24 protein-coding genes and 1 pseudogene are annotated in these 25,129 nt (G+C 63.7%); 9 read left to right on the top strand and 16 right to left on the bottom strand.

Annotated elements, in window-relative coordinates:
- Positions 1-49: 49 nt before the first annotated feature.
- Positions 50-2,133 (bottom strand): annotated as a pseudogene (locus tag E6B08_RS16595) (TonB-dependent siderophore receptor).
- 243 nt (positions 2,134-2,376) lie between these two features.
- Between E6B08_RS16595 and E6B08_RS16590 the strand changes: the two are divergent.
- Positions 2,377-3,036 carry a TIGR02466 family protein gene (locus tag E6B08_RS16590; protein WP_136915047.1) on the top strand — a complete coding sequence of 220 codons (660 nt, stop codon included), beginning with the start codon at positions 2,377-2,379 and terminating at the stop codon, positions 3,034-3,036.
- Positions 3,037-3,050: 14 nt separating this feature from the next.
- Here the strand turns inward: E6B08_RS16590 and E6B08_RS16585 are convergent, their stop codons facing one another.
- Positions 3,051-3,308, bottom strand: a complete 258-nt coding sequence (locus tag E6B08_RS16585; RefSeq protein ID WP_136915046.1) for a hypothetical protein — start codon at positions 3,306-3,308, stop codon at positions 3,051-3,053.
- A 207-nt stretch (positions 3,309-3,515) separates the two neighbouring features.
- Here E6B08_RS16585 and E6B08_RS16580 point away from each other — a divergent pair, with 207 nt between their 5' ends.
- Positions 3,516-3,749, top strand: coding sequence for a hypothetical protein (locus E6B08_RS16580; RefSeq protein WP_136915045.1), 234 nt, complete (start codon positions 3,516-3,518; stop codon positions 3,747-3,749).
- Positions 3,750-3,775: 26 nt separating this feature from the next.
- On the opposite strand, the gene E6B08_RS16575 is transcribed toward E6B08_RS16580, so the two are convergent.
- The 11 genes from E6B08_RS16575 to E6B08_RS16525 form a co-directional block, all read right to left on the bottom strand.
- On the bottom strand, positions 3,776-5,251 hold the full coding sequence (locus E6B08_RS16575; RefSeq protein WP_136915044.1) for an MFS transporter: 1,476 nt from the start codon (positions 5,249-5,251) through the stop codon (positions 3,776-3,778).
- 98 nt (positions 5,252-5,349) lie between these two features.
- Positions 5,350-5,814 (bottom strand): hemerythrin domain-containing protein, encoded by a 465-nt coding sequence (locus tag E6B08_RS16570; protein ID WP_136915043.1) that lies wholly within the window; start codon positions 5,812-5,814, stop codon positions 5,350-5,352.
- 190 nt (positions 5,815-6,004) lie between these two features.
- On the bottom strand, positions 6,005-6,646 hold the full coding sequence (locus E6B08_RS16565) for a 3-oxoacid CoA-transferase subunit B (RefSeq protein WP_136915042.1): 642 nt from the start codon (positions 6,644-6,646) through the stop codon (positions 6,005-6,007).
- Positions 6,647-6,654: 8 nt separating this feature from the next.
- Positions 6,655-7,350, bottom strand: a complete 696-nt coding sequence (locus E6B08_RS16560) for a 3-oxoacid CoA-transferase subunit A (protein WP_136915041.1) — start codon at positions 7,348-7,350, stop codon at positions 6,655-6,657.
- A 234-nt stretch (positions 7,351-7,584) separates the two neighbouring features.
- Positions 7,585-8,721 carry an MFS transporter gene (locus tag E6B08_RS16555; protein WP_136915040.1) on the bottom strand — a complete coding sequence of 379 codons (1,137 nt, stop codon included), beginning with the start codon at positions 8,719-8,721 and terminating at the stop codon, positions 7,585-7,587.
- Positions 8,722-8,845: 124 nt separating this feature from the next.
- Positions 8,846-9,139 carry a putative quinol monooxygenase gene (locus tag E6B08_RS16550; RefSeq protein ID WP_136915039.1) on the bottom strand — a complete coding sequence of 98 codons (294 nt, stop codon included), beginning with the start codon at positions 9,137-9,139 and terminating at the stop codon, positions 8,846-8,848.
- A gap of 140 nt (positions 9,140-9,279) precedes the next feature.
- On the bottom strand, positions 9,280-10,605 hold the full coding sequence (locus tag E6B08_RS16545; protein WP_136915038.1) for an OprD family porin: 1,326 nt from the start codon (positions 10,603-10,605) through the stop codon (positions 9,280-9,282).
- Positions 10,606-10,673: 68 nt separating this feature from the next.
- Positions 10,674-11,072 (bottom strand): PPC domain-containing DNA-binding protein, encoded by a 399-nt coding sequence (locus tag E6B08_RS16540; protein ID WP_136915037.1) that lies wholly within the window; start codon positions 11,070-11,072, stop codon positions 10,674-10,676.
- Positions 11,069-11,620, bottom strand: coding sequence for a hypothetical protein (locus E6B08_RS16535; protein WP_136915036.1), 552 nt, complete (start codon positions 11,618-11,620; stop codon positions 11,069-11,071). The genes E6B08_RS16540 and E6B08_RS16535 overlap by 4 nt, the downstream gene beginning before the upstream one ends.
- Positions 11,617-13,197, bottom strand: a complete 1,581-nt coding sequence (locus E6B08_RS16530; RefSeq protein WP_136915035.1) for an acyl-CoA synthetase — start codon at positions 13,195-13,197, stop codon at positions 11,617-11,619. The genes E6B08_RS16535 and E6B08_RS16530 overlap by 4 nt, the downstream gene beginning before the upstream one ends.
- A complete protein-coding gene (locus E6B08_RS16525) occupies positions 13,194-14,363 on the bottom strand; it encodes an acetyl-CoA acetyltransferase (RefSeq protein ID WP_136915034.1) in 1,170 nt (389 codons plus the stop codon). Before E6B08_RS16525 ends, E6B08_RS16530 begins: the two co-directional genes overlap by 4 nt.
- A 392-nt stretch (positions 14,364-14,755) precedes the next feature.
- Here E6B08_RS16525 and E6B08_RS16520 point away from each other — a divergent pair, with 392 nt between their 5' ends.
- Genes E6B08_RS16520 through E6B08_RS16510 form a run of 3 tightly spaced genes read left to right on the top strand, consistent with a single transcriptional unit; the run spans position 14,756 to position 18,471 of the window.
- Positions 14,756-15,787 (top strand): TRAP transporter substrate-binding protein, encoded by a 1,032-nt coding sequence (locus E6B08_RS16520; RefSeq protein WP_136915033.1) that lies wholly within the window; start codon positions 14,756-14,758, stop codon positions 15,785-15,787.
- Positions 15,784-17,667 carry a TRAP transporter large permease subunit gene (locus E6B08_RS16515; protein ID WP_136915032.1) on the top strand — a complete coding sequence of 628 codons (1,884 nt, stop codon included), beginning with the start codon at positions 15,784-15,786 and terminating at the stop codon, positions 17,665-17,667. Before E6B08_RS16520 ends, E6B08_RS16515 begins: the two co-directional genes overlap by 4 nt.
- Positions 17,668-17,679: 12 nt before the next feature.
- Complete coding sequence (locus tag E6B08_RS16510; RefSeq protein WP_136915031.1) at positions 17,680-18,471, top strand: SDR family NAD(P)-dependent oxidoreductase; 792 nt, start codon at positions 17,680-17,682, stop codon at positions 18,469-18,471.
- A gap of 152 nt (positions 18,472-18,623) precedes the next feature.
- Here the strand turns inward: E6B08_RS16510 and E6B08_RS16505 are convergent, their stop codons facing one another.
- A complete protein-coding gene (locus E6B08_RS16505) occupies positions 18,624-19,547 on the bottom strand; it encodes a LysR family transcriptional regulator (RefSeq protein WP_136915030.1) in 924 nt (307 codons plus the stop codon).
- A gap of 160 nt (positions 19,548-19,707) precedes the next feature.
- Here E6B08_RS16505 and E6B08_RS16500 point away from each other — a divergent pair, with 160 nt between their 5' ends.
- Together E6B08_RS16500 and E6B08_RS16495 are read left to right on the top strand one after the other, a co-directional pair.
- Positions 19,708-20,754 (top strand): sigma-54-dependent Fis family transcriptional regulator, encoded by a 1,047-nt coding sequence (locus tag E6B08_RS16500; protein WP_136915029.1) that lies wholly within the window; start codon positions 19,708-19,710, stop codon positions 20,752-20,754.
- A gap of 85 nt (positions 20,755-20,839) precedes the next feature.
- Positions 20,840-21,622 (top strand): SDR family NAD(P)-dependent oxidoreductase, encoded by a 783-nt coding sequence (locus E6B08_RS16495; RefSeq protein WP_136915028.1) that lies wholly within the window; start codon positions 20,840-20,842, stop codon positions 21,620-21,622.
- Positions 21,623-21,685: 63 nt separating this feature from the next.
- Here the strand turns inward: E6B08_RS16495 and E6B08_RS16490 are convergent, their stop codons facing one another.
- The gene (locus E6B08_RS16490; RefSeq protein WP_265411756.1) at positions 21,686-22,432 is read right to left on the bottom strand and encodes an SDR family NAD(P)-dependent oxidoreductase; all 747 of its coding nucleotides are present in this window, start codon (positions 22,430-22,432) and stop codon (positions 21,686-21,688) included.
- Between the two features lie 32 nt (positions 22,433-22,464).
- Between E6B08_RS16490 and E6B08_RS16485 the strand changes: the two genes are divergently transcribed.
- Together E6B08_RS16485 and E6B08_RS16480 are read left to right on the top strand one after the other, a co-directional pair.
- On the top strand, positions 22,465-22,713 hold the full coding sequence (locus tag E6B08_RS16485) for an OprD family outer membrane porin (protein ID WP_265411755.1): 249 nt from the start codon (positions 22,465-22,467) through the stop codon (positions 22,711-22,713).
- 165 nt (positions 22,714-22,878) lie between these two features.
- Entirely contained in the window at positions 22,879-23,703 is an 825-nt protein-coding gene (locus tag E6B08_RS16480; protein WP_136915027.1) for a sugar phosphate isomerase/epimerase family protein, read from the top strand.
- Between the two features lie 47 nt (positions 23,704-23,750).
- On the opposite strand, the gene E6B08_RS16475 is transcribed toward E6B08_RS16480, so the two are convergent.
- Positions 23,751-25,106, bottom strand: coding sequence for an amidohydrolase family protein (locus E6B08_RS16475; RefSeq protein WP_238349219.1), 1,356 nt, complete (start codon positions 25,104-25,106; stop codon positions 23,751-23,753).
- Between the last annotated feature and the right edge of the window lie 23 nt (positions 25,107-25,129).

The following is a 25,129-nucleotide window of genomic DNA, read 5'->3' as shown; positions in this document are numbered from 1 at the left end:
GAGGGGCGCGGCAGGCCTGGGAGGCCCGCCGCGAATCAGTGGGTAGAGATCAATACTTCCAGGTCACCGAGGCCGTCAGGTTACGCGGTGCGCCGTAGCTGGCAGTGGTGGCATTGTTGTACAGCGACAGCAGGTATTTGCGGTCGGTGACGTTGTTCAGGTTCAGCGACGTGCTCCAGTTGCTGTCGATGTCGTAGCTGGTCATCAGGTCGACCAGGCCGTAGGCGTTCTGGTGGATGGCGCTGTTGTCGTCGTTTTCCACCTTGGTCTGCCAGCTCAGTCGGGCGCCAACCTTCATCTGCGGCAGGGCCGGCAGGCGATAGGTGACCATGCCGCGGAAGGCGTGGCTCGGTACGTACTTGCGTGCACGGTCGCCGTCGTCGTTGTCGATGCGCACATAGGTGTAGCCGGCGAGCAGGTCCAGGCCAGGTATCACCTCGCCGGTGGCTTGCAGTTCTACACCGTGGCTCTTGAATTCGTCGGCCGTGTAGTACTGGCGACCGTTCTCGACGCCGCCATACACGGCGACGTTACGTTGTTGGGTCTTGAACAGTGCAGCGGTCACGTGCAGGCGTTCGTCCATGACGCTGCCCTTGAGACCGACCTCCATGCTCTTGCCTTCCAGCGGATCGAGGAGTTTTCCGGAGATGTCCGCCACGTTGTACTGCGGGTTGTAGATCTTGGTCCAGCTGCCATACACGCTCCAGGCATCGTTCAGGTCATAGACCAGGCCGGTGTAGGGCGTGACCTTGCCGTGCTCGCGGGTGGAGCGTTCTGCGCCGTAGCTGTCGCCCTTGCCGTCGGCGCTGAGCATGCGCGCACCGGCAATCCAGTGCAGGTCGTCGGCCAGGCTGAAGCGGGCGCCGGCGAATACGCTCTTCTGCGTATCCTGGAAATTCTGCGACAGCGCTTCGTTGGTAGCGCCAAACGATGGCATTGGGGTTTTGCCTGCCAGGATGTCCGACCACGACGTTTGGAAGAAGCTGCCGTTGACCAGGTCGGTGTCGTACTCCTGGCCTTTCTGATGGGTGCGGCCATATGCGGCACCGAAAGTCAGTTGATGCTCGCGGCCAAACAGGCTGAACGGGCCTTGCACCTTGGCCTCGCCCAGCAGTTGGTGAGCTTCGCTGCGGGTGTGGTTGGCGTAGGCATCCGCGACGTCATCGGTGACCGAGTCGACATAGAGCATGTTGGTATTCTGCTTTTCCTGCACGCCGGACGCTGTGAGGGTGGCGTGCCAGTCGTTGCCGAAATCATGCTTGAGCTCGACGAAGGCGCGCTGGGTATGCAGGTTCCAGTAGGTCCACGGCTGGCCGATGTTGCTGCTGCGGCTGCTGTAGTGGATGGCATTGCCAGCGCTGTCGGCCAGCGGCAGGTTGCCCCAGGTACTGCCGTTGGAGTCGCTGTTGTGCTGGGAGAAACCCACGGTCACGGTGTCGGCGTCGGTCACGTCGATGGCCAGCAAGCCGGCGGCGATGTTGCGCTCGTGGCTGTAGCGGTCCATCCACGAATTGCCTTTGTCGTGGGCATAGATGAAGCGACCGCGCACATTGCCGCTGTCGGTCAACGGCCGGAAAGGTCGACATCGACGCGGCGGTTGTCCCAGGAGCCTACGCTGGTGTTGACCTGCGCCTGGAAGGTTTCGGTCGGGCGTTTGCGCACGAAGTTGACCGTGGCGGACGGGTTACCGGCGCCGCTCATCAAACCGTTGGCACCGTGCAGGATGTCCACCTGCTCGTACTCGGCCAGGTCCAGTTCGCCTACCAGCACGGTACCGACGAAGGGCATGCCCATGCCGTCGTACTCGAAGGTGTTGATGTCGAAGCCGCGCGAGGTGAACTCGGTACGATCGGACTCAGTCTGCTCCACGGTCACCGATGGTGCTGCGCGCAGGGCGTCCTTGATACCGTTGATCTTGAAGTCGTCGAGCTGCTGGCGGGTGATGGTGGTCACCGCCTGGGGCGTCTGCTTGTCGGTCAGGCCCAGCTTGGTGGTGGTGGACGATGCCTTGCCCTCGTATCCCTGGCTGACACCATCGACGCTTTCGTTGGTACCGACGATCTCGGTGGCGGGCAGAGTCAGGTCGTTGGCGGCATGAGCGATGGGCAGGGCGCTGCAGGCGCCGACCAGCAGGAGGCTGGCAGGGATATGACGTTTCAAGGAGAATTCCTAAAGGGAAATGGTTACGAAATGTGTTTAATAATCTGAATGAGAATCTAACTCAAACGCACATTGCATTTCGACAAATTTTTCACATCCCGTCACATCTGCGGCGATTGCCTGTGCCGCCGGGGATTACTGCGGGCCTGTCTCCATGGTTTCTGCACATTTGCTGTTTATGTTCGCGGCCTTTGCCGTGAAGCCATGAGGATGTCGATGCAAGCGCATTCAGAGTTGGATCCAGAAAGCATCCAGATCCACAAGTTTTTCGTCACGCCCGTCGCCAGCATCGTTCACCCCCAGGCAGCAACGCTGAACAACCAGCTTCGCGAGGTCATTGCCAAGCGCATGGAGGTGGATCGGGGGGCTTCGCACAGCAACCAAGGCGGCTGGCAATCAACCGCCGACTTCACCGAGTGGGGTGGTGAGGCTGCACAAGCGCTGCTGGCCTTTGGGCGCAATTTCGCCAGCCAGTTGACCGCCGTCCACAGTGCCGAACATGGCTTCATCGAGCCTACGTTCGAGTGGCGCCACAATGCTTGGGCGAATGTCAATTTCGCAGGCGACTCCAACGACCTGCATGGCCACCCGGGTGCCTATTGGTCTGGTGTGTACTGGGTGGACGACGGTGGCCGCCAGGAAGATCCGGCGGTAGGCGGCGACCTGGAGTTTCCCGACCCGCGAGGGATGATGCCTTCGGCCTACAATCCCGACCTAAGGATGCGTATCGAAGGGTGCTTGACGGCCGGCTTCAGCAGCACGGTTGCGCCTGCGAGCGGAACCTTCATCATGTTTCCGTCGTGGCTGATGCATTCGGTGCGACGCTACAACGGCAAACGACCACGTATCTCGATTGCCTTCAATTTCGGCGTGTAGCGCCAGGCTGACGCTCAATACTTGAGGTCGCGCGCCCGTTCCCGGCCTTGCTGCTTGGTGTGACGTTTGTCCTGCCGGCAGCCGGCGTTGCTCTGCATGTCGGCGTGGCGGCAGTCCTGTTTGATCTGGCGGGCGTCTTGACGGGTTTCCTGGCGCACCTCGCGGGCGGCCTGGCGCCGTTCGGCGCGCTCGGTCACCGCCGCCGATGCCTGTAGCGCCGAGATGCAAAGCAGCATGACCGAGATGAGGCAAAGCAAGCGGGAAGAGGCCATGATCAGGGTGCTCCTATGCAGAATCAGCGGTCGCGAAGGACCTGAGCCTATTAAGTACAGTCGCTTCTGCGCCGCTGACCTAGAACCAAAAGCAGCAAACCCATCGCCGGCTTAGAGCCTGAAAAGAGCCGGCCCTCGCTTATCAATCATGAGTAATCTTGAAGGTTTCACATATCCAGACTAATACTAAGGGACTGCCGAAGAGGGATGGTCATGCAGACGCGCTTTGTAGTGGTTCCCGCCGTACCTTTGGAAAAAGAGCTGTTCCCTCGCCGCATCGGCTTCCCCGGCAACCTGGCGCCAGGCTTTGATCTCTACGACACGAGTGACAAGATCCGGCTGAACTTCAACTTTCCCAGCCGGGCCGAAGCGGAGTACGAATGCGCGCTTCGCAATAGCCAGCAAGGTGCCAACGGGATGAACCTCTTGGGGCATGGTTGAAGCTTGTGATCCGTGGCTACTGGGGCTTATCTGTCGTCTACCTGCGAAAGCGGCCTGGCCACCGACTCGAGCGATTTGCGCTCGGCGCAGACGCCCCAAAGCGCCTGGGTCAAAGCGGCTATGATCATCAGCGCCGCTCCCAACAGATACCCATACAGCACATTGGTACGCTCGCCGGTTTCGATCAGGGCGCCAAAGAGGGTGGGGCCGACCAGGCCACCCAGGCCGGTGCCGAACGCATAGAAGACCGCGATGGCCAGTGCGCGGATTTCCAGTGGGAAGGTTTCGGCTACGGTGAGATACGCCGAACTTGCCGCCGCCGAGGCGAAGAAGAAAATCACCATCCAGGCGATGGTCTGTTGGGTGACATCGATCATTTCCTGCTGGAACAGGTAGCCGCTGACGGTCAGCAGCACCCCGGAGATCAGATAGGTCGCGCTGATCATGATCCGCCGCCCCACCACGTCGAACAGCCTCCCGAGCAACAGCGGGCCGCAGAAATTACCCAGGGCGAAGGGCAATACATACCAGCCCACCTGGGCCGAGGGCACGTGGTAGAAATCGGTCAATACCAGGGCATAGGTGAAGAAGATCGCGTTGTAGAAGAATGCCTGGGCGGTGAGCAACGTCAGGCCCACCAACGCTCGGCGGCGATGCTCGACGAACAGGCTGTGAAACACTTCACGCAGCGGTGTGTGGTCGCGGGCACGCAGGTTCAGGGGCGGCGCTTGCATCGCTGGGATCTCGATGCCGCGTTCGTGGTAATGGCGCTCGATGTTGGCGACGATTCGCTCGGCTTCCTCTGGCTGGTTGTGGATCATCAGCCAGCGTGGGCTTTCCGGCACCCATAGGCGCATCAGCATGATCACCAGGCCCAGCAGCGCCCCGATGCCGAAGCACAGGCGCCAGCCCAGTTCGCCGCCCGCCACCGCCGGATCGAGCAGCACCGCTGCGCCCAACGCACCCAGCGCCGCGCCGATCCAGAAGGTGCCATTGATGGTCAGGTCGACCCAACCGCGGTATCGCGCCGGGGTGAATTCCTGGATGGTCGAGTTGATCGCCGTGTACTCGCCGCCGATACCTGCACCGGTGAGGAAGCGAAAGAGCAGAAAGCTCCAAAGATTCCAGGAAAACGCCGTGGCCGCCGTTGCGCCGATGTACAGGAACAAGGTGATGAAGAACAGTTTGCGCCGGCCCAGGCGGTCGGTCAGCCAACCGAAGAACAGTGCGCCGAGCACCGCGCCGGCGATGTAGGTGGCGCCGGCCAGGCCAATCTCGGTGTTGCTCATGGCCAATGCCGGGCTTTCCTTCAGTGCGCCGGACACGGAACCTGCCAGGGTGACCTCGAGCCCGTCGAGCAGCCAGGTAATGCCCAGCGCCAGCACCAGCAGCGTATGAAACCGCGTCCACGGCAGGCGATCGAGGCGGGCGGGGATGTCGGTGCTGTAGAAGCGCTCTTGCGTCGAGGCACCGTTGGGGGACTGCAAGGTTTGGGTCGTCATGACACTCTTAGGCTGGCGGGGCGGGTATGCCCGGCGGGTGGCTGTCGAAGACCAGGCGAATCGGATCGCGCGCCCTCGGCAGGGCGCGCACTCGAACATCAGGCGGCGCGTTTTTCGCCTTTGAGCAGTTTTTTCTGGGCTTGCATTGCTTGCCCCATTGCCTCGAGTTCCTTTTTTCCGAGGAGCTTGCGGGCAGTCGGGAACAGTTCGCTTTCCTCTTCTTCGATGTGGTGCTCAAGCAGCTCCTTCATCACCTTCACTCGACCGGCGAACTCCACTGTGCTGGTGTCGGTTTGCAACAGATCCGGGATGACCAGCGAGTCCACTGCACGATGCTCTTCCTTGGCTTCGTAATACATCTTCGCTTCCTCTTTGCCACCGGCCTGTTTGATGGCTGGGTACAGGATTTCTTCTTCCAGTGCCGTGTGTATGGACACCTCCTGCTTGATGCGCTCAAGCAGCTCGGCCCGTTTCTTAACCGCACGCTCAGTCGTCGAAGACAACTCATCGAGCAGTTTCTTCACCAATTGATGGTCCTGAACCAACAGTTCGATTGCATTCATGGGGCACCTCTTCACAGGCTGGGGAAAATCACGGTTGCCTTGAGTGGAGTGGTGCGCGAAGGGCAAGGTTCAGCTTGAATGATTGGTGGGTGGTTTGCTGGGGAGGCTGGCGGGGATAGTGGAAAGCGCACGGCTACATCGGAATACTTGTGTAGGAGCCCGCCTTGGCGGACTCCTACGGATGGGCGAATTACTTGATCAGCGGTACGCCACTGAGTTCCTGCAACTGCTCGAAGTTGATGTCGGCGCAGATTTCTACCACTTTCAAACCATCGGACGTCACTTCCAGCACGGCCAGGTCGGTGTAGATACGGCTGACGCAACCGATGCCGGTCAGTGGATAGGTGCACTCCGGCACCAGCTTGCTTTCGCCGGACTTAGTCAGGTGGTCCATCATCACGAACACCTGGCGGGCGCCGGTGGCCAGGTCCATCGCGCCGCCCACTGCGGGGATCGAACCTTCGGCGCCGGTGTGCCAGTTGGCCAGGTCGCCTTTCACCGAGACCTGGAAGGCGCCCAGAACGGCGATGTCCAGGTGGCCGCCACGCATCATCGAGAACGAATCGGCGTGGTGGAAGAAGGCGCCACCGGTGAGCAGGGTCACGTGCTGCTTGCCCGCGTTGATCAGGTCATCGTCTTCCTCGCCCGGCGCGGGGCTTGGGCCCATGCCCAGCAAGCCGTTCTCGCTGTGCAGGAACACTTCCTTGTCGCCCAGGTAGTTGGCCACGAGGGTCGGTGCGCCGATGCCCAGGTTGACGTACGCGCCTTCCTGGATGTCTGCGGCCACGCGCTGGGCCATCTCGGAGCGGGAGAGTTTCTTGGTGATGGTCATGGCGGGCCTCAGACAGCTTTGGCGATCGAAGAAGCGGCAGTGCCGGGGACGGCAACCACGCGCTGGACGAAGATACCCGGAGTGATGATGTGCTCCGGATCCAGTTCGCCGAGTTCGACGATCTGGTCGACCTGGGCGATGGCGGTCTTGGCGGCCATGGCCATGATCGGGCCGAAGTTGCGGGCAGCCTTGCGGTAGATCAGGTTGCCCCAGCGGTCGCCCTTGTATGCCTTGATCAGCGCGAAGTCGGCGTGCAGTGGCATTTCCAGGACGTACTGGCGGCCGTCGATTTCGCGGGTTTCCTTGCCCTCGGCCAGCAGCGTGCCGTAGCCGGTTGGCGAGAAGAACGCACCGATGCCCGAGCCCGCTGCGCGGATACGCTCGGCCAGGTTGCCCTGCGGGACCACTTCCAGTTCGATCCTGCCGGCGCGGTACAGCTCGTCGAAGACGTAGGAGTCGGACTGGCGGGGGAACGAGCAGACCACCTTGCGCACGCTGCCGGCCTTGAGCAGGGCGGCCAGGCCGATCTCGCCGTTGCCGGCGTTGTTGCTGATGATGGTCAGGTCGCGGGCACCGGTGTCGATCAGGGCATCGATGAGTTCGGATGGCATGCCGGCAGTGCCGAAGCCACCGACCATGATGGTCGAGCCGTCGGATATCCCTTCCACCGCGCTGGCGATGGACTCAAACGTTTTATTGATCAAGGCGAGCTCCTGGTTGTTCCTGGAGTAGGGTTTTTCAACCTGGCTGCCGCGCGGTGAGACGGTGGGGGCAGTCAGGGCTTGGAATTGTTAGCTGACTTGCCTATAGCGTGCCGCAAGATGGGGCAACAGGGGAGAGGGTTTGGCGGTATTTGTGCGGTTATCGAACGATTGTGCGATGTGCGGGCAGTGCTGCCAGTGATCCAGGGCGCGCGCTCGCCAGCGCTCCACCCTTCCTCAAGTGCGCTGTGGCCGGGCGCAATTCAACGCTGCAAGGGCAATGGCCAACGCCGCGCCCGCGTAGGCCCAGATCGCCGGGACCTGGGGCAGCAGCACCCCGGCCAGCATTGGCCCGAGCCCTGCGCCAATATCGCGCCAAACGGCGTTGCCGGCCAGTGCCTGGATGCGCTCCTGCGGGTTGCGCAACGCCACGAGCGTCATCACCAGCGGCAGTTGCAAAGCGCGCAGCAGCAACACGAAGAAGGCACCGATGAACAGCCAATGGCTGCCGAACACCAGCAGCGCCAGCGAGGTTGCCAGCGACAGCAGCACCAGCATGCGCAGCGGCCCGAAGCGATCGGCCAGGCGCCCGCCGAAAGGGCTGAAGAGCATCTCGCTCAAGTATCGCACCGCCATCAGCACCCCCGCGACCAACACCCCTGAGCTGCCGAGATGGGTTTGCGCATAGAGCGACAGGCCGAAGATGAACAGGCCGTCCAGGGTCACGCCCTCGATGAAGGACCAGGTGGCGATGCTGTCCGGCAGCCTTAAGCGTCTACCGCTGCGGCTGGCAATCTGATGACCCTGGGAGGGTAGGGCGCGGGCGCGCCACAGCCCGCACAGGGCACTGACGCAGAGCACGAAGAACACGCTGCGTGGGCCATAGGCCAGGGCCATCACCGCGCCGAGCGGCAACGCCAGCATCGGCCCGATGGACAGTGTCGCCCGTGAGCGCCCGGCGCGGCGTGCGGCACCCTGGGGCTCGGCGGTGGCCAAGGTCTGGGTGCTCAAGTTGAAGGTGGCGAAGCACAGCCCCCAGACCAGGCGCAGCACCAGCAGCGCGGCGAAGCCGGAAAGCGTCGCGCTGCCCAGCGCGCATGCCGCCGCCGCGAGGGCTGCAAGGCTGCAAGCCGTGCGATCGCCATGGCTGGCATAGAACCTCACCACCCAGCCATAACCGAGGATGCGTACCAGGCGATTGGCAGCCAGCAACAGTCCCGCCTCGGCGAGTGTCACGCCAAAGTCCGATGCGTACATCGGCAGCAGCAGATAGAGCAAGACGTCACTGGGCAGGCACAGCCCCAGCACCTGGGCGGCGTTGCGGGAGTCTCGGTCGGCGCGGAGGGCTTGCGCCGGCAGGGCAGCGGACGACATGACGATCTCGTGACAGAGGCAGGGGAGGGAGGATAACCCGTTTGGCCGTGCCTGTGGATCCAAAAAACGTCTTCGTGTGCGGGGTGCAGGAAACCGATCGGTATGCCTGCCCCCGGCTGGTGTTTTAGTTCGTTAGTGCCGCCAACGTGCTGACTTGCAATGCCGCCTTGCCGTCCAGTACTGCCGCCAGGACAGTAAACGCCGGGCCGGCCAGGTGCGCTTGGAGTGCAGCCTCATCGCGCCAACGCTCGATCATCACCAGCTCATTGGGCTGACCATGGGTTTCGAACAACTGGTAGAGCTCGCAACCGTCTTCCGACTGCGTAGCGGTGACGGCCTCGCGCAGTGCCTGCGTGACAACGTGCTCATGCCCCTGTACGACGCTGATGCGAGCGACCACGGTTACCTTGGCGTTCATTCGGACCTCTGTTTCGATCTGGGAAAAGTGTCGAGCATACCCGTGCTTGGCGGGAAAGTGCGTCCCCTGTGCGGGGACGCCCACGCACTGGTCGAACCCTGCCCACTCGCGGTATGCGCTTGACAGGGTATCGGCTTCGATTAGAAGAGCGGCACTGAATAGCTCACCGTCAGCCGATTCTGATCCTGATCCCATTCGCTAGGCACTCCGCTGCGCAGCATGCCGTTGCGCCAGCTGAAGCCCAGCCCCTTGAACGTCCCGCTCTGCACCACGTAGTCCAGGGCGATGTCACGCTCCCATTCCTTCTCGTCGCCACCCGAGGCCATGCGGATGTTGGTGCCTTTGAGGTAGGTCACCGAAGCCACCAGCCCTGGGACACCCAGGGCGGCGAAGTTGTAGGTGTACTGGCCGAAGGTGGTGCGTTCGCCGGCGCGGGTGAAGCTGGTCACCAGGCGGTCGGTGAACAGGTAGATGCTCGACCCGGCGGCGCCTTCGCCAGTGTTGCCCTGGTTCAGTTGCACGAAGTTGCCGCTGTCGGACACCCGCTGGTGGCCGAGCAGCACTGCGTGGCCGCCGATGGCATAGGTGAACATGGCGCTCCAGGTGTCGTTGTCGATCTTGCCAGGCGTATCGCCAAGGCCGCTCACCTGGTAGCCGGCCGCACGGCCACTGGCCGAGTCGTTGCGCCCGTCGGCGTCGGTCTTGAAATAGCGCAGGTCGGTGGTCAGCGATTGGTTGTCGGCCAGCACCCAGGTGTGCACCAGGCCCGCGAAATGCTGCACGTAGTAGTCCTGGAGCTGCGCCGCGTAGTACTGCAGCTTGAGGTCGCGGGTCAGTTGGTAGTCGGCACCGGCAAAGAGGAACTCGTTGCTCTCGCGGCTGCCACCCGCCACGGCAAGCCCCGAACGGTTGCTCGAGCCGCGGCCGGTGGTGTGCTCCAGCCGCCCGCCGGTGAGGGTCAGGCCGTCAATTTCCTTGGAGGTGACCATGCCGCCTTCGAAGGTCTGTGGCAGCACGCGACCATCGTTGGCCACCAGGATCGGCAACTTGGGAAGCAGCGTGCCGTAGCGTGCCTCCGTTTGCGAAAAACGCAGCTTGCCGGTCAGCCCCAGCCGGCTCCATTCGTCGACGGCACTGCCATCGCTGTCGTCAGGGATCATCGAGCTGCCGCGGTGGTTGCCTGCGCCACCGTCCAGGCGCACGCCGAGCATGCCGAGGGCGTCGACGCCGAAGCCGACGGTGCCATCGGTGAAGCCGGACTTGTAGTCGAAGACGAAGCCCTGGGCCCATTCGGCGGTCTTGCTCTGCCCGGCCGCGCCGGGGCGGTCACGGAAGTCGTTGTTGAAGTAGTAGTTGCGCAGGTTGAGGCTGGCCTTGCCATCCTCGATGAAGGCGGCCTGGGCAGCGGGTAGTACGAAGGTGCTGGCGGTGAGCAGGTACAGGGGCGCGCGTGGCTTTCTTGTCATTGTTGTTTTCCTGAAGGCGAAAGGGCGCCCGAGACTTCCGGGCGCAAAGGGTGTGGTACAACGCAGGGTCAGTCGGGCAGCCACTCCTGCAGGGTCAGCTCGACGGTGATGAACGACAGGTTGCGACCGCGCTGCAGGCGGCCGGCGAAGATGTTGCCGGCGGCGTCGGCCAGCACCGCCTGCAGGCGGCTCTGTCCGGCGATGACCTCGCCGCTGAGGCTGAGGATTTCGATGCCAGGGCCCGGTACGTGAATATCCTGCATGCCTTGGCGGCCCAGGTAGTGCAGCTCGCCATCGATCAGGCTGCCGAGGCCGCCACGGACCACGGCGCAGGTGATGCCATGGCTGGCGCAAAGCGCTTCTGCGCTGTCGATGATGTCTTCGTTGGGTTTCAGTCGGGCGACCACCAGGCGGCCCAACTGGCCACTCTGCACCTGCGAATCGGTGATAGGTGGAGCAAGGGTCATGAGGCCTCCTTGAGCACGGGGTGCAGCAGGTTGAACTGGGTTTCGGCGTCGGGCTGCACCTGGTAAGCCACCTCGTCGAACAGGCACAGGCGGATCACCAGCGGCTCGTTGCCGACGATCAGCCGATTGAGCACCAGGTGGCCGCCGTGCTGCTGCCCATCGCGGTCGATGAAGCCTGCGTGGCAGTGCAGCAGGGGAGCGCCGCTGGCGTCACGGCCAACGGTGAGGGCGCCGCTGATGAAGGTGATGTAGCCATCCAACACCACTGGCTGGCCGTAATCGTAGGGGCGTTGACTGTCGCAGGTGGTGACCATGCGGTGATAGCTCAGGTGCGCCGCACCGCCACAGAGAATACGCCCCACCGCGCTCTGGTAATGGCAGCCCTGCAGCACCGCCAGCAGGCCTTCTGCGACGTTGCAGGCCAGCGGCAACTCGACGCGCAGTTCCTGGCTACGCGCCACCTCGCAGTCGAGCAGGCGCGGTTGCTGTGGCAGGCCGCCGTGGATGAAATGGCGCACGCCGCCGTGGGTTTCGAAGTGGGGCGTCATGCCGGCTGCTCCTGGCCCGCTTCGAGCAGCGTGCGGATGTGCTTCTTGACGATCTTGCCGTAGCCGGACTTGGGCATGTCGTGCCAGCGCACGAAGCGTTTGGGCCACTTGTAGCGGGCCAGGCGTGGCTCCAGATGGGCCAGCAGTTGTTCGTCACTGACATCGAAGGTGGTGACGATCACTGCGCAGCCGCATTCGCCCCATTTCTCGTCGGGCATGCCCAGCACTGCCACCTCGTTGACCGCCGGATGGGTCAGCAGCGCCTCCTCGATTTCCCGGGGGTAGACGTTGGAGCCGCCGGAGATGTACATGTCCGAGGCGCGGCCGGTGATAAACAGGTAGCCCTGCTCATCGACATGGCCAAGGTCGCCGGTGTGGAACCAGCCATGGCGGAAGCACGCGGCGTTGGCCTCGGGGTTGTTGTAGTAACCGGCGAACACCGCCGGGCCACGCACGCAGATTTCACCGTCGCTGCCGGTGGGCAGTTCGGTGCCGTCTTCGTCGAGGATCGCCACCTGCATGCCGGTACGTGGGTAACCACAGGAGCCGACCTTGGCCTGGGGGCTGTCCTCGGCATCGTGGCAGTCGGCCGGCAGCACGGTGATGTTGCCGGTCACTTCGCCCAGGCCGTAGTACTGCACCAGCACCTTGCCCAGGGTACGCAGCGCGTGGCACTGGTCGGCGCGGTACATCGGCGCGCCCGCATAGATCACATAGCGCAGGCTGCTGTGGTCGTAGCGGTCGACGGCGGGGTCTTCGGTAAGCATCTTGACGATGGTCGGCACGGTGAACAGGTTGTCGATGCGGTGTTCCTGCACCAGGCGCCAAGCCTCGTCGCAGTCCAACCGCTCACCGGCTGGTAACACGCAGGCTGCGCCACGGGCGACGTTGACCAGGGCGTGAATGCCGGCACCATGGGACAGCGGGGCGAGTACCAGCGAGCGCGACTGCTGGCTCAGGCCGGGCATCAGATCGGCCAGGTGGTTGTTGACCACGAACGCCATCTGCCCGTGGGTGAGTACACCAGCCTTGGGGTAGCCAGTGGTGCCCGAGGTGTAGAAGAACCACAGTGGGTCGTGGTAGCGCACTTCGGCTGGGCGGAAGGTTGGCTGCAGCGGTGCGCCTTCGTCGAGCAGGGCGTCGTAGCCCAGTTCGCCGTTGCGCGGTGTGCCGATGGCGATGACCGTCTGCAAGGCAGGCGAAGCGTCGCGCACGGCGTCGACGTAATGGCCGAAGCCCTCGTCGTAGAGCATCGCCACCGCCCCGCTGGAGCTGCCCAGGTAAGCGGCTTCCGGTGCGGTGATGCGCACGTTGGTCGGCACCCAGACCACGCCAAGACGGAACGCCACCCAGGCGCTCTCGAACAGCTGCAGATTGTTGCGCGCATGCACCAGCAACCGATCGCCCTGTTTAAGGCCACGGGCGCGCAGGGCTGCGGCGACGCTGTCGACCCGGCGCAGCAGCTGGCTCCAGGACACGTGCTGGTCGCCGCGGATGAAACCGGGCTGGTCGGGCAGGCGGCGGGCCACCTGGGCCAGCAACTCGCCCAGGTTCATCACGTTGTCGATACCGGTCATAGCACGCCCTCCAGGATGCTCACGTAATTGGTGACGGCTGCGCCGCCCATGTTGAAGACGCCGGCGCGGTCGGCGCGGGACAATTGCATATCGCCGGCCTGGCCGCTGAGCTGCATGGCTGCCATCACATGCATCGATACACCGGTGGCACCGATCGGATGCCCTTTGGACTTGAGCCCGCCCGATGGGTTGATCGGCAGCCGGCCATCCTTGTGGCTGATGCCCTCGGCGATCACCCGCGCCCCCTGGCCCCGTTCGGCCAGGCCCATGGCTTCGTACTCGAGCAACTCGGCGATGGTGAAGCAGTCGTGGGTTTCAACCAGCGACAGGTCATCGAGGGTCAACCGTGCCTGGCTCAGCGCCTGTTGCCAGGCGCGTGCCGCACCTTCGAATACCGTGGGGTCGCGGCGCGACAGTGGCAGGTAGTCGTTGACCTGCACCGCCGCACGAAAACGCACGGCGGGGCCGCTGCCGTCGTGCTGGTCGGCACGGCTGATCACCAGTGCCGCCGCGCCATCGCTGATCAGCGAGCAGTCGCTGCGCTTGAGCGGGCCGGCGACGAAAGGGTTCTTCTCCGAGGGTGTGCGGCAGAAGTCGTAGCCAACGTCGCGGCGCATGTGCGCGTAGGGATTGTGTGCGCCGTTGGCGTGGTTCTTGGCAGCGATCATCGCCAGTGCATCGGACTGGTCGCCATAGCGTTCGAAGTAGGCGCTGGCGATGTTGCCGAACACCCCGGCGAAGCCGCTTTCGGTGTCCGCTTCCTCACGGGCGTAGCAGCACTTGAGCAGGATCTTGCCGACCTCGGCGGTGGGCAGGCTGTTCATTTTTTCGAAGCCGACCACCAGCGCATGTCGCGACTGGCCACTGAGCACTGCCTGAAGGGCGGAGTGGATGGCTGCAGAGCCGGTCGAGCAGGCGTTCTCAACCCGCACCGCCGGGGTGAAGCGCAGGGCGGGGATGTGGTTGGCAAGCAGCGCGCAGGGGAAGTCCTGGTAAAGGAACCCTGCGTTGAAATGACCGACATGCACCGAGTCGATCTGCTGCGGGTCGAGCCGGGCATGGGCCAGCGCGCCGAGCGCCGCGTCGGCCATCATGCGCTCGGGGTCGATATCGGGAAACTTGCCGAAAGGGGCGTGGTACCAGCCGGTGATGAGGGGTGAATCCATGAGGTGAGTCCTCGCTCGATGGGTTTGCGAGGTCGATGGCAAGAACGGTGCCAGCCCCTTGGCAAGGCGTCTGCGCCGTGCTTTTGTGGCGCGTGGCGAGGGTGTCGGCAGGTAGCAGCGAGGTGCTACAGGTGTCGCCCTGAAGCCCCAGGCGACAGTTCCAGGAGACACCTGTTACAGCCCAGGCGTTTGCAGCGACCTCGTATCACAAATTGATACATCGTCGCTCGATCGGCTTCAGGTCTTGTAAATCATAGGCTTAGGGGTTGTTTTAGGCCTTTGCGAGCATCGCTTGGCGCTGCCGAGCCAGGGTGGCACCCCAATTGCTATGTCACTGACACCATCGCCTTATCCCACTCGATCAATAAGAACAAATAGGTCAGGAGAGCTTCATGAGCGATTTCACCCGCCGTTCCTTCATCAAGACGGCCTCCGTAGCATCGGCCGCGGTCGCCGCCGCCGGCCTGGGCCTGTACAGCGGCAACAGCCGCGCTGCCGACTTCAAACTCAAGTACGCCAACAACCTGCCCATCAGCCACCCGATGAACGTACGGGCCCGGGCCATGGCCAAGGCCATCAAGGAGGAAACCAACGGGGCACTGACCGTGCAGGTGTTCCCCAGCAGCCAGCTCGGGAGCGACACCGATACCCTGGCCCAGGTGCGCTCTGGCGCGGTAGACCTGTTCTCCCTCTCGCCCGTGATCCTCGGCACCCTGGTGCCGTCGGTGCAGATCAGCGCCGTGGGCTTTGCCTTCAAGGACTATCAGCAGGTGTGGAGCGCCATGGACGGCGCGCTCGGTGAGCATGTGCGCGGCGAGATCGCCAAGACCGGCACGCTGTTCGCTTTCGACCGCATGTGGGACAACGGCTTCCGCGTCACCACCACCAGCACCCGCCCGGTGACCAGCCCTGACGACTTGCGCGGCATGAAGCTGCGCGTGCCGCCCAGCCCGATCATCATGTCGATCTTCCGTGCCCTGGAGGCAGCGCCCACCAGCATCAACTTCGCCGAGGTTTATTCGGCGTTGCAGACGCGCATCGTCGAGGGGCAGGAAAACCCCATGACCCTGGTGTCCTCGGCCAAGCTGTACGAAGTGCAGAAGTACTGCTCGCTGACCAACCATGTGTGGGATGGTTTCTGGATGCTCGGCAACAGCGCCTCGTTCGCCCGCCTGCCGGCGGACATGCAGGCCATCCTGCGCAAGCATATCGATGCCGCGGTGATGGGCCAGCGTGAAGACCTCGCCAAGCTCGAAGGCACCACTCGCGACACCTTGAAATCGCAGGGGCTGGAATTGGTGGAAGCGCCCGCCGATGCCTTCCGCGAGAAGCTGCGCAGCGCCAACTACTATGCCGACTGGCACGACAAGTTCGGCGACGAGGCCTGGGCCATCCTCGAGCAGTACGCCGGGAAGCTGGCATGATGCGCGCCCCAGCGCTACCGGCCTCCACCGTTTCGCAGCGCCTGCCGGCCCGGGTGCTCATCTGCCTCAACAGCTGGGCCATGCGCCTGGTTGGCGTGATCGCGGTCGCCTTGATGGTGATCGAAACCTTCGTTCTGCTGGCAGGGGTGATTTCCCGTTACGTGCTGCACAGCCCGCTGATCTGGTCCGATGAACTGGCGTCGTCGCTGTTCATCTGGCTGGCGATGTTCGGCGCGGTGCTGGCGCTGGACCGTGGCGAGCACATGCGCATGTCGGCGCTGGTGAACAAGCTGCCGGAAGCCTGGCGCGGCTTCAGCGAGACGCTGTCGGCGCTGATCGTGTGCCTGTTCGTGGCGATGATCATCTCGCCGGCCATGCAGCATTCCCATGAACAGATGTGGATCACCACGCCGGCGCTGGGTATCCCCGATGGTGTGCGTGCCGCAGCCTTGCCAGTGGGGGCGATGCTGATGCTGCTGGCGGCGGTGGCGCGCATGGCGCGCTACTCGACGGTGCGCCAGTTCATGGCCGGGCTGGCCGTGGTCGGCGCGGTGGCTGCAGCATTGTGGCTGGCACAGCCACTGCTGGCGGCGATGGGCAACTACAACCTGGTGGTGTTCTTCCTGGTGCTGCTTGGCGCCTGCGTGTTCGGCGGTATCCCCATCGCCTTCGCCTTCGGCACGGCGACCATGGCCTACCTGGCCCTGGCCACCCATGCGCCGTTGTCGATCGTGGTCGGGCGCATGGATGAAGGCATGTCGCACATGGTCCTGCTGGCAGTACCGCTGTTCGTGCTGCTCGGTGTGGTGCTGCAACTGTCGGGCATGGCCCGTACGCTGATCGACTTCATGGCCTCGCTGCTGGGGCATGTGCGCGGTGGCTTGCAGTATGTGCTGCTGGGGGCGATGTTCCTGGTTTCGGGGATATCCGGCTCCAAGGTCGCCGACATGGCCGCCGTGGCTCCGGCACTGTTCCCCGAGATGAAACGGCGGGGCTCCAAACCCGAGGAACTGGCGGCGCTGCTGTCCGCCACCGGGGCGATGACCGAGACCATCCCGCCGAGCCTGGTGTTGATCACCATTGGCGCCGTGTGCAGCGTGTCGATTACCGCGCTGTTCATCGGCGGGCTGATGCCGGCGGTGGTGGCGACTCTGGCAATCGCGGTGGTGTGCTGGTGGCGCTCGCGCAAGGAGGAAGGCCCGAAGATCGAGCGTGCACCGCTGTCGCGTGTGGCCAAGACGTTCCTGATCGCCTTGCCTGCGTTGGCGCTGCCGCTGCTGATCCGCGTAGCCGTGCTGGAAGGGGCGGCCACCGCTACCGAGGTGTCGACCATCGGCGTGGCCTACGTGGTGCTGGTGGGGTTGGTGATGCACCTGTTCATGCGCCACATCGAATGGCGGCGGCTGTACCCGATGCTGCTTGAAGCAGCGGCGTTGTCGGGGGCGATCCTGCTGATCATCGGCATGGCGTCGGCCATGGCCTGGGCGTTGACCCAATCGGGCTTCTCGCAGTCGTTGGTGGAACTGATCGAGGACATCCCCGGCGGTGTCATCGGCTTCATGGTGGTGACCATCCTCACCTTCCTGATCCTTGGCAGCGTGCTCGAGGGCATTCCCGCCATCGTGCTGTTCGGCCCGCTGATGTTCCCCTTGGCCGAGATGCTTGGCATTCATCCGGTGCATTACGCCATGGTGGTGATCCTGGCCATGGGCGTGGGGCTGTTCGCACCGCCGCTGGGGGTGGGCTTCTACGCCGCCTGCGCCATCAGCAAGACGTCTTCCGACCATGTGATCCGCCGCGTCTGGGGTTATCTCGGCGCGCTGCTGGTGGCGCTGGTGGTCGTTGCCTGTTTCCCGTGGATTTCCATCGGTTTCCTCTAAGAGAGCCCTGACATGAGCCAAGCTGCGAAAACGACTTTGCCTGTATCCGCCCACGGACGCGTGGCCCTGGTGACCGGTGCCGCCATGGGCATTGGCGCGGCCATCGCCGAACGCCTGGGACATGACGGCCATACGGTGGTGGTGGCCGATATCAACCTGAATGCTGCCCAGGAGATGGTCGCCGGCCTGCAGGCCCAGGGCATCGACGCCCTGGCCCTGGCCATCGACATCGGCGATGCGGCGTCGATCAGCGCGCTGTTCGACACCCTGCGCGAGCGCTGTGGGCGCTGCGATGTGCTGGTCAACAACGCCGGTATCGCCCGCACCGAGCCATTCCTGGACACTGAACTGGAGGGTTGGCAGCGGCTGATGAACGTCAACCTCACCGGTACCTTGCTGTGTAGCCAGCAGGCCGCCCAGCTGATGCGCGAGCAGGGCTGGGGGCGGATCGTCAACGTCGCCTCCATCAGTGGCATGCGGGCCAGCATGGGGCGTACCGCCTATGGTACGTCGAAGGCTGCGGTGATCGGCCTGACCCGGCAGATGGCCATCGAGCTGGCCGAATATGGCATTACCGTCAACGGTATCGCTCCAGGACCTGTGGACACACCCCTGACACGTACGCTGCATTCGGCTGCGACTCGCGAGTCTTATGCCCGGGCGGTGCCGCTGCGGCGCTATGGCACACCGGCGGAGATGGCCGGCGCGGTGGCGTTCCTGGCGTCGGAGGATGCGGCGTACATCAGCGGGCACGTGATCCCGGTGGATGGTGGTTTCATGGCCTCGGGTATTCTGGAGATCTGACCCGGACCTTGTGGGAGCGGCCTTGTGTCGCGAAAGGGCTGCGCGGCAGCCCCAGCTATCTGTGCTTCATCGCTGAACCCAGGGGCTGCTGCGCAGCCCTTTCGCGACACAAGGCCGCTCCCACAAAGAGCTCGCACGCTAAGAAGTGGGCTTCAGTCTTCAGTCTGGCGCCGCGCCTGGTCTTCCCGCGTCGCCTGCTCACCGGCCTGCAGGGCCGTCTCGACAAACGTGGCAATGCACGGGTTGTGGTTGTCCGCCTTCCACACCGCCACCACCTCGATCACCGGCGCTTCGCGCAAAGGCCGGAAGCTGGTGCTGGCCAGGCGCATGTTGCGCATCGAACGTGGCACCATGGCCACCCCCAGGCCTTCGCCGACCAGGTTGACGATGGTCTGCTGCATGTTGATCTCGAGGCCGATGTTGGGGGTCACGCCGTGCTGCAGGCAGTAGTTGCAGATCATGTCGTGCAGGGCAGGGGCGATACGCCTGGGCACGATGATGAACGTCTCGTCGGCGAGTTCGCGTGGCTCCAGCAGCGTCTGTCCGGCCAGGCGGTGGCCGGGTGGTAGTACCAGGGTCATCTCCTCACGGTACAGCGTGACCGTCTCCAGGCCTGTGCAATCTTGCGGGCGGTACATGATCGCCACATCCTTGTTGCCGCTGCTGATGTCATGGGCGAGGTCCAGCGGCAGGGTCTCGGTGAGCTTCAGGTTCACCTGCGGATAGAGCGCGGCATAGCGCCGAGTGATGGCCGGGGTGATGCTATAGGCAGTCGACATCATGAACCCTACCGACAGCTCGCCGGCAGCACCCCGCGCCGCTGCCAGCGCATTGCGCTTGGCCTGCTCGAAGGCGGCGAACACCGTGCCGGTGTCGAGGTAGAAGCGCTGGCCGGCCTCGGTCAGCTCGACCCGCCGGCGCGAGCGGTCGAACAGCTTGACCCCCAGTTCTTCTTCCAGCAGCGCGATCTGCCGTGACAGCGGTGGCTGGGAGATATGCAGCTTTTCGGCGGCGCGACCGAAATGCAGGGTTTCGGCCAGGGTACGGAAGTACTGCAGGTGGCGAAGTTCGATCATGATGCTCTCAAAGGTATCAGTCGATGCTTGATTATGTATTGGAAAATATAACTGCGCCTCCCTAATGTGAACCTGCAACACCCCCTCGGCCCCGGCAGTGCCACAAGCGCCGCCCGCCGGCATAGTCACAAGCTATAGAACAAGAAAAAGGTGACGCTAAATGACCGCTTCGACCCACCCTGTTCGCCCGTGCCTACCCGCCGTTCCCGAATGTGATATCGCCCACGACAGCGACCCGCTGGTGCGCCAGGCCTTTCGCCGTGCGCTGCGCCTGATGGAGCGCGGGATCGCCGTGTTGATCCGTGGCGAGACCGGCACGGGCAAGGAAATCCTCGCCCGCGCACTGCATGCCCACAGCCAGCGCCGTGCCGCTCAACTTGTCGCGCTCAACTGCGCCTCCATTCCCGAAACGCTGATCGAAAGCGAGCTGTTCGGCTATTCCCGCGGCGCCTTTTCCGGCGCGCTGCCGGGGGGCAAGAAAGGCAAGGTGCAGCAGGCCGACGGCGGCACGCTGTTTCTCGATGAGATCGGCGACATGCCATTGGAGCAGCAGACGCGTTTGCTGCGGGTGATCGCCGAGCGCGAAGTGACCCCGCTGGGCGCCGAACGCAGCGTGCCGGTCAACTTCGCCCTGGTCTGCGCCACCCACCAGGATCTGGCGGCAAAGGTAGCCGACGGCAGCTTTCGCGAAGACCTGTTCTACCGCATCGCCACCGGTGTGGTAGAGCTGCCGCCCCTGCGTGAGCGCAATGACCGCGGCGAATTGCTGTGCAACATGGTCGCTTTCGAGCTGCCCGGTTGTGAGCCACGGCAAGTGCTGAGCGACGTCTGGGCGCTACTGCTGGCGCACCCCTGGCCGGGCAACCTGCGCCAGATGCGTGCGGTGGTGCGTTATGCCTGCGCTGTGATGGAAGGTACCCGTATCCAGCGCAGCGACCTGCCGCTGGACTTTCTCGGCCAGTGCGAGCCTGGCCCGCGTGAAGCGTCCCTGCCGCTGGCAGGCAACATCACCCCGATCCGCCGCCCGGCGCAGCAGGGCGATGAGCGCGCCGACGTGCTCGACACCCTCCAGGCCTGCCGCTGGAACATGTCGGCCGCCGCGCGCGAGCTGGGTATCTGCCGACCCTCGCTGTACCGGGTGATGCGCCGGCTGGACATCCCGCCGCTCAAAGAGCAACTGGCGCTGGGTGCCTACGGCACCGCCTGAGCCCTCTTTCATTCGCTGATTCGATCAACGCCCTTTGCGATGCAGAGGGCGCGCCTGGCTACGGCCTTCAAAAGGGATAACGACAATGAGCAACACTGCCGTGCAAGCAGCACTGAATTTCAGCTTGGCCGGGCGTACCGCGCTCGTCACTGGCGCCGCTCGTGGCATCGGTCACGCCATCGCAGTGGCGTTGGGGCATGGCGGGGCAAGGGTGGCCCTGTGCGATCTGGACCCCGCGGCCGCCGAACAGGCCGCGGCTGATTTGCGCGAGCAGGGCGTCGAGGCGGTGGGCGTAGGTGTGGATGTGGCCGATGAAGCGCAGGTGCTGGCGATGGTCGAGCAGGTCGAGGCGCAGTTGGGGGGCGTCGATATCCTGGTCAACAACGCCGGGATCGTCTCCACCGCACCGCTGCTGGAGCTGACCACGGCGGAGTGGAACCGGGTCATGGCCATCGACCTCAACAGCGTGTTCTTCTGCGCCAAGGCGGTGTTGCCAGGCATGATGGCGCGGCGCAGCGGGCGCATCATCAACATCGCCTCGGTGGCCGGCAAACGCGGTGGCGGGTTGCTGGGCAACAGCTGCTACGCGGCGGCCAAGGGCGCGGTGATCGCCTTGACCAAGGGCCTGGCGCGCGAGGCGGGGCCTTACGACATTACCGTCAACGCTGTGTCACCTGCGTTGACCGACACGGAGATGACCAGCGTGCTGGCGCCACAGGCCAGGGCCCAGGTGCTGGCGCAGATGCCCTTGGGGCGGGCGGGGACGCCTCGGGATATTGCCGCAGCGGTGTGCTTCCTGGCATCGGCCGAGGCAGGGTTCGTGACAGGGGAGATCATGGACGTCGATGGCGGTTTCATGCGCGACTGACTGCGCGAAAGTGAACAAACCGTGCGCAGCGCTCGGTTTGCCAATAGCGTCCCGGGCTTATTCTCACGCGCAGCGCAAGGTGAGCCCGCCGTCTACCACCAGGTCGACGCCCGTGATATAGCGAGCGCCATCCGACGCGAGGAACACCGCCGCGTTGGCGACATCCCAGGCGTTGCCCATGAAGCCCATGGGGCACTGGGCATGCCGCTTGTCCAGCATCGCCTGGGTCTCGCCGCCATAGGCCTGGGTCAACGAGGTGCTGACCATGGGGGTGTCCATGAAGCCAGGCGACACGCAATTGGCCCGGATACCCAGCGGCGCGTATTGGATGGCCACATTTCGAGTGAAGGCGATCATCGCCGCCTTGGTCGCCGAATAGCCCACGTAAGGAAACCCCAGCCAGCGCTGGGCGGCGATGGACGCAATATTGACGATGGCGCCACTGCGCTGCCCCTCCATGACCGGCAGTGCATACTTGCAGGTCAGGAACAGGCTGGTCTGGTTGACCGCGATGAGTTTGTTCCAGCTGTCCTCGCTGGCCTCCACCGGGCCGCCGGTTTCGGCGATACCGACATTGTTGTGCAGTACATCCAGCCCGCCAAAATGATCCTGCGCCGCGTCCACCATCTGGCGCATGTCCTGTGCGCTGGTGACATCTCCGGTGAAGACTTCGCAGCGGCCTCCCTCTTCGAGGATGATGTCGCGGGTTTGCCCCACCGAAGCCGCATCGCGGTCCACGGCCAGCACCCGGTAGCCATGCCGGGCATACATCACGGCAGCGGCCCGGCCATTGCTCCAGCCATCGGCAATCGCCCCGGCACCTGTAACGAGCCTACCAGGGCCTGTCCGGCTCCACCGCCATGCCTTACTTGATCGGCACCGATGCCTACCTGACCAACTACATGATGGCTGCCGACTTCATGGAAGCCAGCGAGCGCACTTGGCAGCTGCGCTACGCCTACGACTTCGTCGGCCTGGGCATCCCCGGCCTTACGTTCTCGACCCGCTACAACCATGCCGATCATGCCAACCCGGCGACCTTCGCCGGGGAAGGGCGCGAGTGGGAGCGCGATACCGACCCTGCCAGTTAAAAACTGTTACCTATGTGCGTGAACTGATTTGTAACCCATGTGGGTGAGTCATACCCGGTAAAGACTTTTACCGGCTTTTTTTTCGACCCTCAATATTCGTCGGAACCTGTTTGCGCTCAGGGCATACCAAACAAAGGACCAAGCCACTAGCCAAGGAGCACATGCATGAATATTGGGGTCGTTACCTGGACATTGGGCTTGACTGAGCCTGGGCCAGTTGTCGCCAAAGTCCGCGAGCTGGGGCTTGATGCGCTGCAGTATGCGGGCGATTTTCGCGACTGCAGCGGCATCGAACTGAAGGAGAAGGCCGCCGCCGCAGGCCTCAGGATTCTAGCGATCGACCCTTTCAACGCAGGCCCGCCGGAGCCAGATGCAGCCAGTGAGCAGGGGGCTATAGCGTACTACTGCAAGCTGGTCGACTTTGCAATGGACGCAGGTCGTGTGCCGGTCACATTGCAAGGCCTGGCGCTATGGACGCGCAACTGCCCGGATCGGCAAAGCGCCTGGCAGCGGCTGTTGGCCTGTTGCAACGCTGTAGATGCCTACGCGCGCGAACGAGGCGTGCGTACGCTCTACGAGGTATGCAACCACTACGAACTTCCCCTGGTGAATACCAGCGAAGCCTGCCGAGGTCTCATCAGCCAGATGGCCGGCGGTAACCTGCAGATGATCCTCGACAGCTTCCACATGAATATCAATGAGCGCGACCCGGTCGCAACGATTCGGCGCCATGCTCCGAACACAGGTATCTACCATATTTCCGATTCCGGTCGTGGCGGCATGGGTAGTGGGCATATCGACTTCCGGGAGCAGTGCGATGCGCTGCTCGCGGCAGGGTTTGAGGGTGATGTGGCTATCGAGCTGGTGTTGCCACACCTCACCCCAAACTCACCACCCCAGACGGCTGAGGACCAACAAATGCTGGATGCTGAAATCATTCGCAGCGCCGTCGCTTGGCGCAGCTACCTTTCCCAGGGCGGCGGCGCGTAAGCGGATCAAACCAGTCATTTTCTGGGGTTTGCAGTTCGTCGGCCGGGTCATGGCTTGTCGGTGCGCGCTTGCATCTGAGTTGCCGATACCGCTGCACGTTGCAACAGGCCGGGCAGATCAGCAGCCAGCAGCTTGCCGTCTTGTTTGACGAGCCTGCCATCGACCATCACGGTGCGTACGTTTTCCGGTCGGGCCGAGTACACCAGCAGGGCCGCGGGATCGCCACCGGCAAACCCCGACGTATTGATGTCGTCAAGGGCGATGATTTGCAGGTCGGCGCGCTTGCCAGGGGTGATCGAGCCAATTTCGTCTGCACGCCCCAGCGCCGCGGCGCCACCCTGTGTCGCCAGCCGTAACAGGGCCCGCGGGTCGGGCGCTGCTTCGTTGCGCAGCCCGCCGCTCCAGGTCAGGGCCGCCAGGCGAAGGCTGGCGAACATGTCCGCACTGCCTGCCAGCGCGTTGCCATCGATGCCCAGCCCTTGTCGTGTCACTGCGCTGAAATGGTCCAGGCGGGTCAGGCCGTAGCCGACCCGCTGCTCGCTGACAGGAGTGAGCGACAGACTGCCTCCGGCTTTCTCCAGCGCCTGAAGTTGGTCCGGTGTGGCGTCGGTGGCATGAACAACCGTAAGGCCAGGATAGAGATAACCGCGTGTGATAAGCGCGTCAAACATGGGTTTCGCTTCGCCGCTGACATGCACCTGAATCGGTATTTTCAGGCGGCGAGCGGTATCGTACTCGCGCTGGCGCATCGCCCAGTTGGCAGCATCGTCGCGATTACGGGGCAGGCGCCATGCCAGGCCCATCCGTACCAGGCCGTCGCGCTGTTGGGCAAGCGCCTCGAGCTGCTCCAGATCGACGGGGGAGCGGGTGGTCTTGTCGGGGCCGCCGTAGAACAAGGTGGCGCGAATGCCCGCATCCTGCAACGCGCGAAGACCGGCCTCGCCGTGCGCAGGCGACAATACGTTGTCAAAGAAATCGCCCGTGGTGGTGATTCCGCCCGCCAGCAGCTCCAGTGCCCCCAAGCGCATGGCGGTGTAGGTATCGTCGGCGCTCATCTTTGCAGCCAGGCGCGAGCTGACCGGGAAGAACTGGCCTTGGTGGTTCCTGAATTGCCCGCGCATGGTCGTAACGTAGAGGTGGTTGTGGGTATCGATGAAACCTGGCAGGACGATCTGCCCGCGGGCATCGACACGGCGCGCATCGTCGGCCTGCAGATCGCGCCCCACCGCCACGATGCGCCCGTCCCTTATCAGCACGTCCCCTTGATCGATGTCGCCCAGGGCCGGATCCATCGTCATGATTCGCCCTCCTTGAATCAATATCGAAGCCGAGGGTTCTTTCGCGGAAGTCAGTTGCCAAGGTGAGCAGAGCAAGAACAGCAGCACGACTATCGGTGACTTCATGCGTTTCTTCCTTTTAGTGACGT

Source organism: Pseudomonas putida (assembly GCF_005080685.1).
GTDB lineage: Bacteria > Pseudomonadota > Gammaproteobacteria > Pseudomonadales > Pseudomonadaceae > Aquipseudomonas > Aquipseudomonas putida_V.
This window is presented reverse-complemented; position numbering and strand designations above follow the sequence as displayed.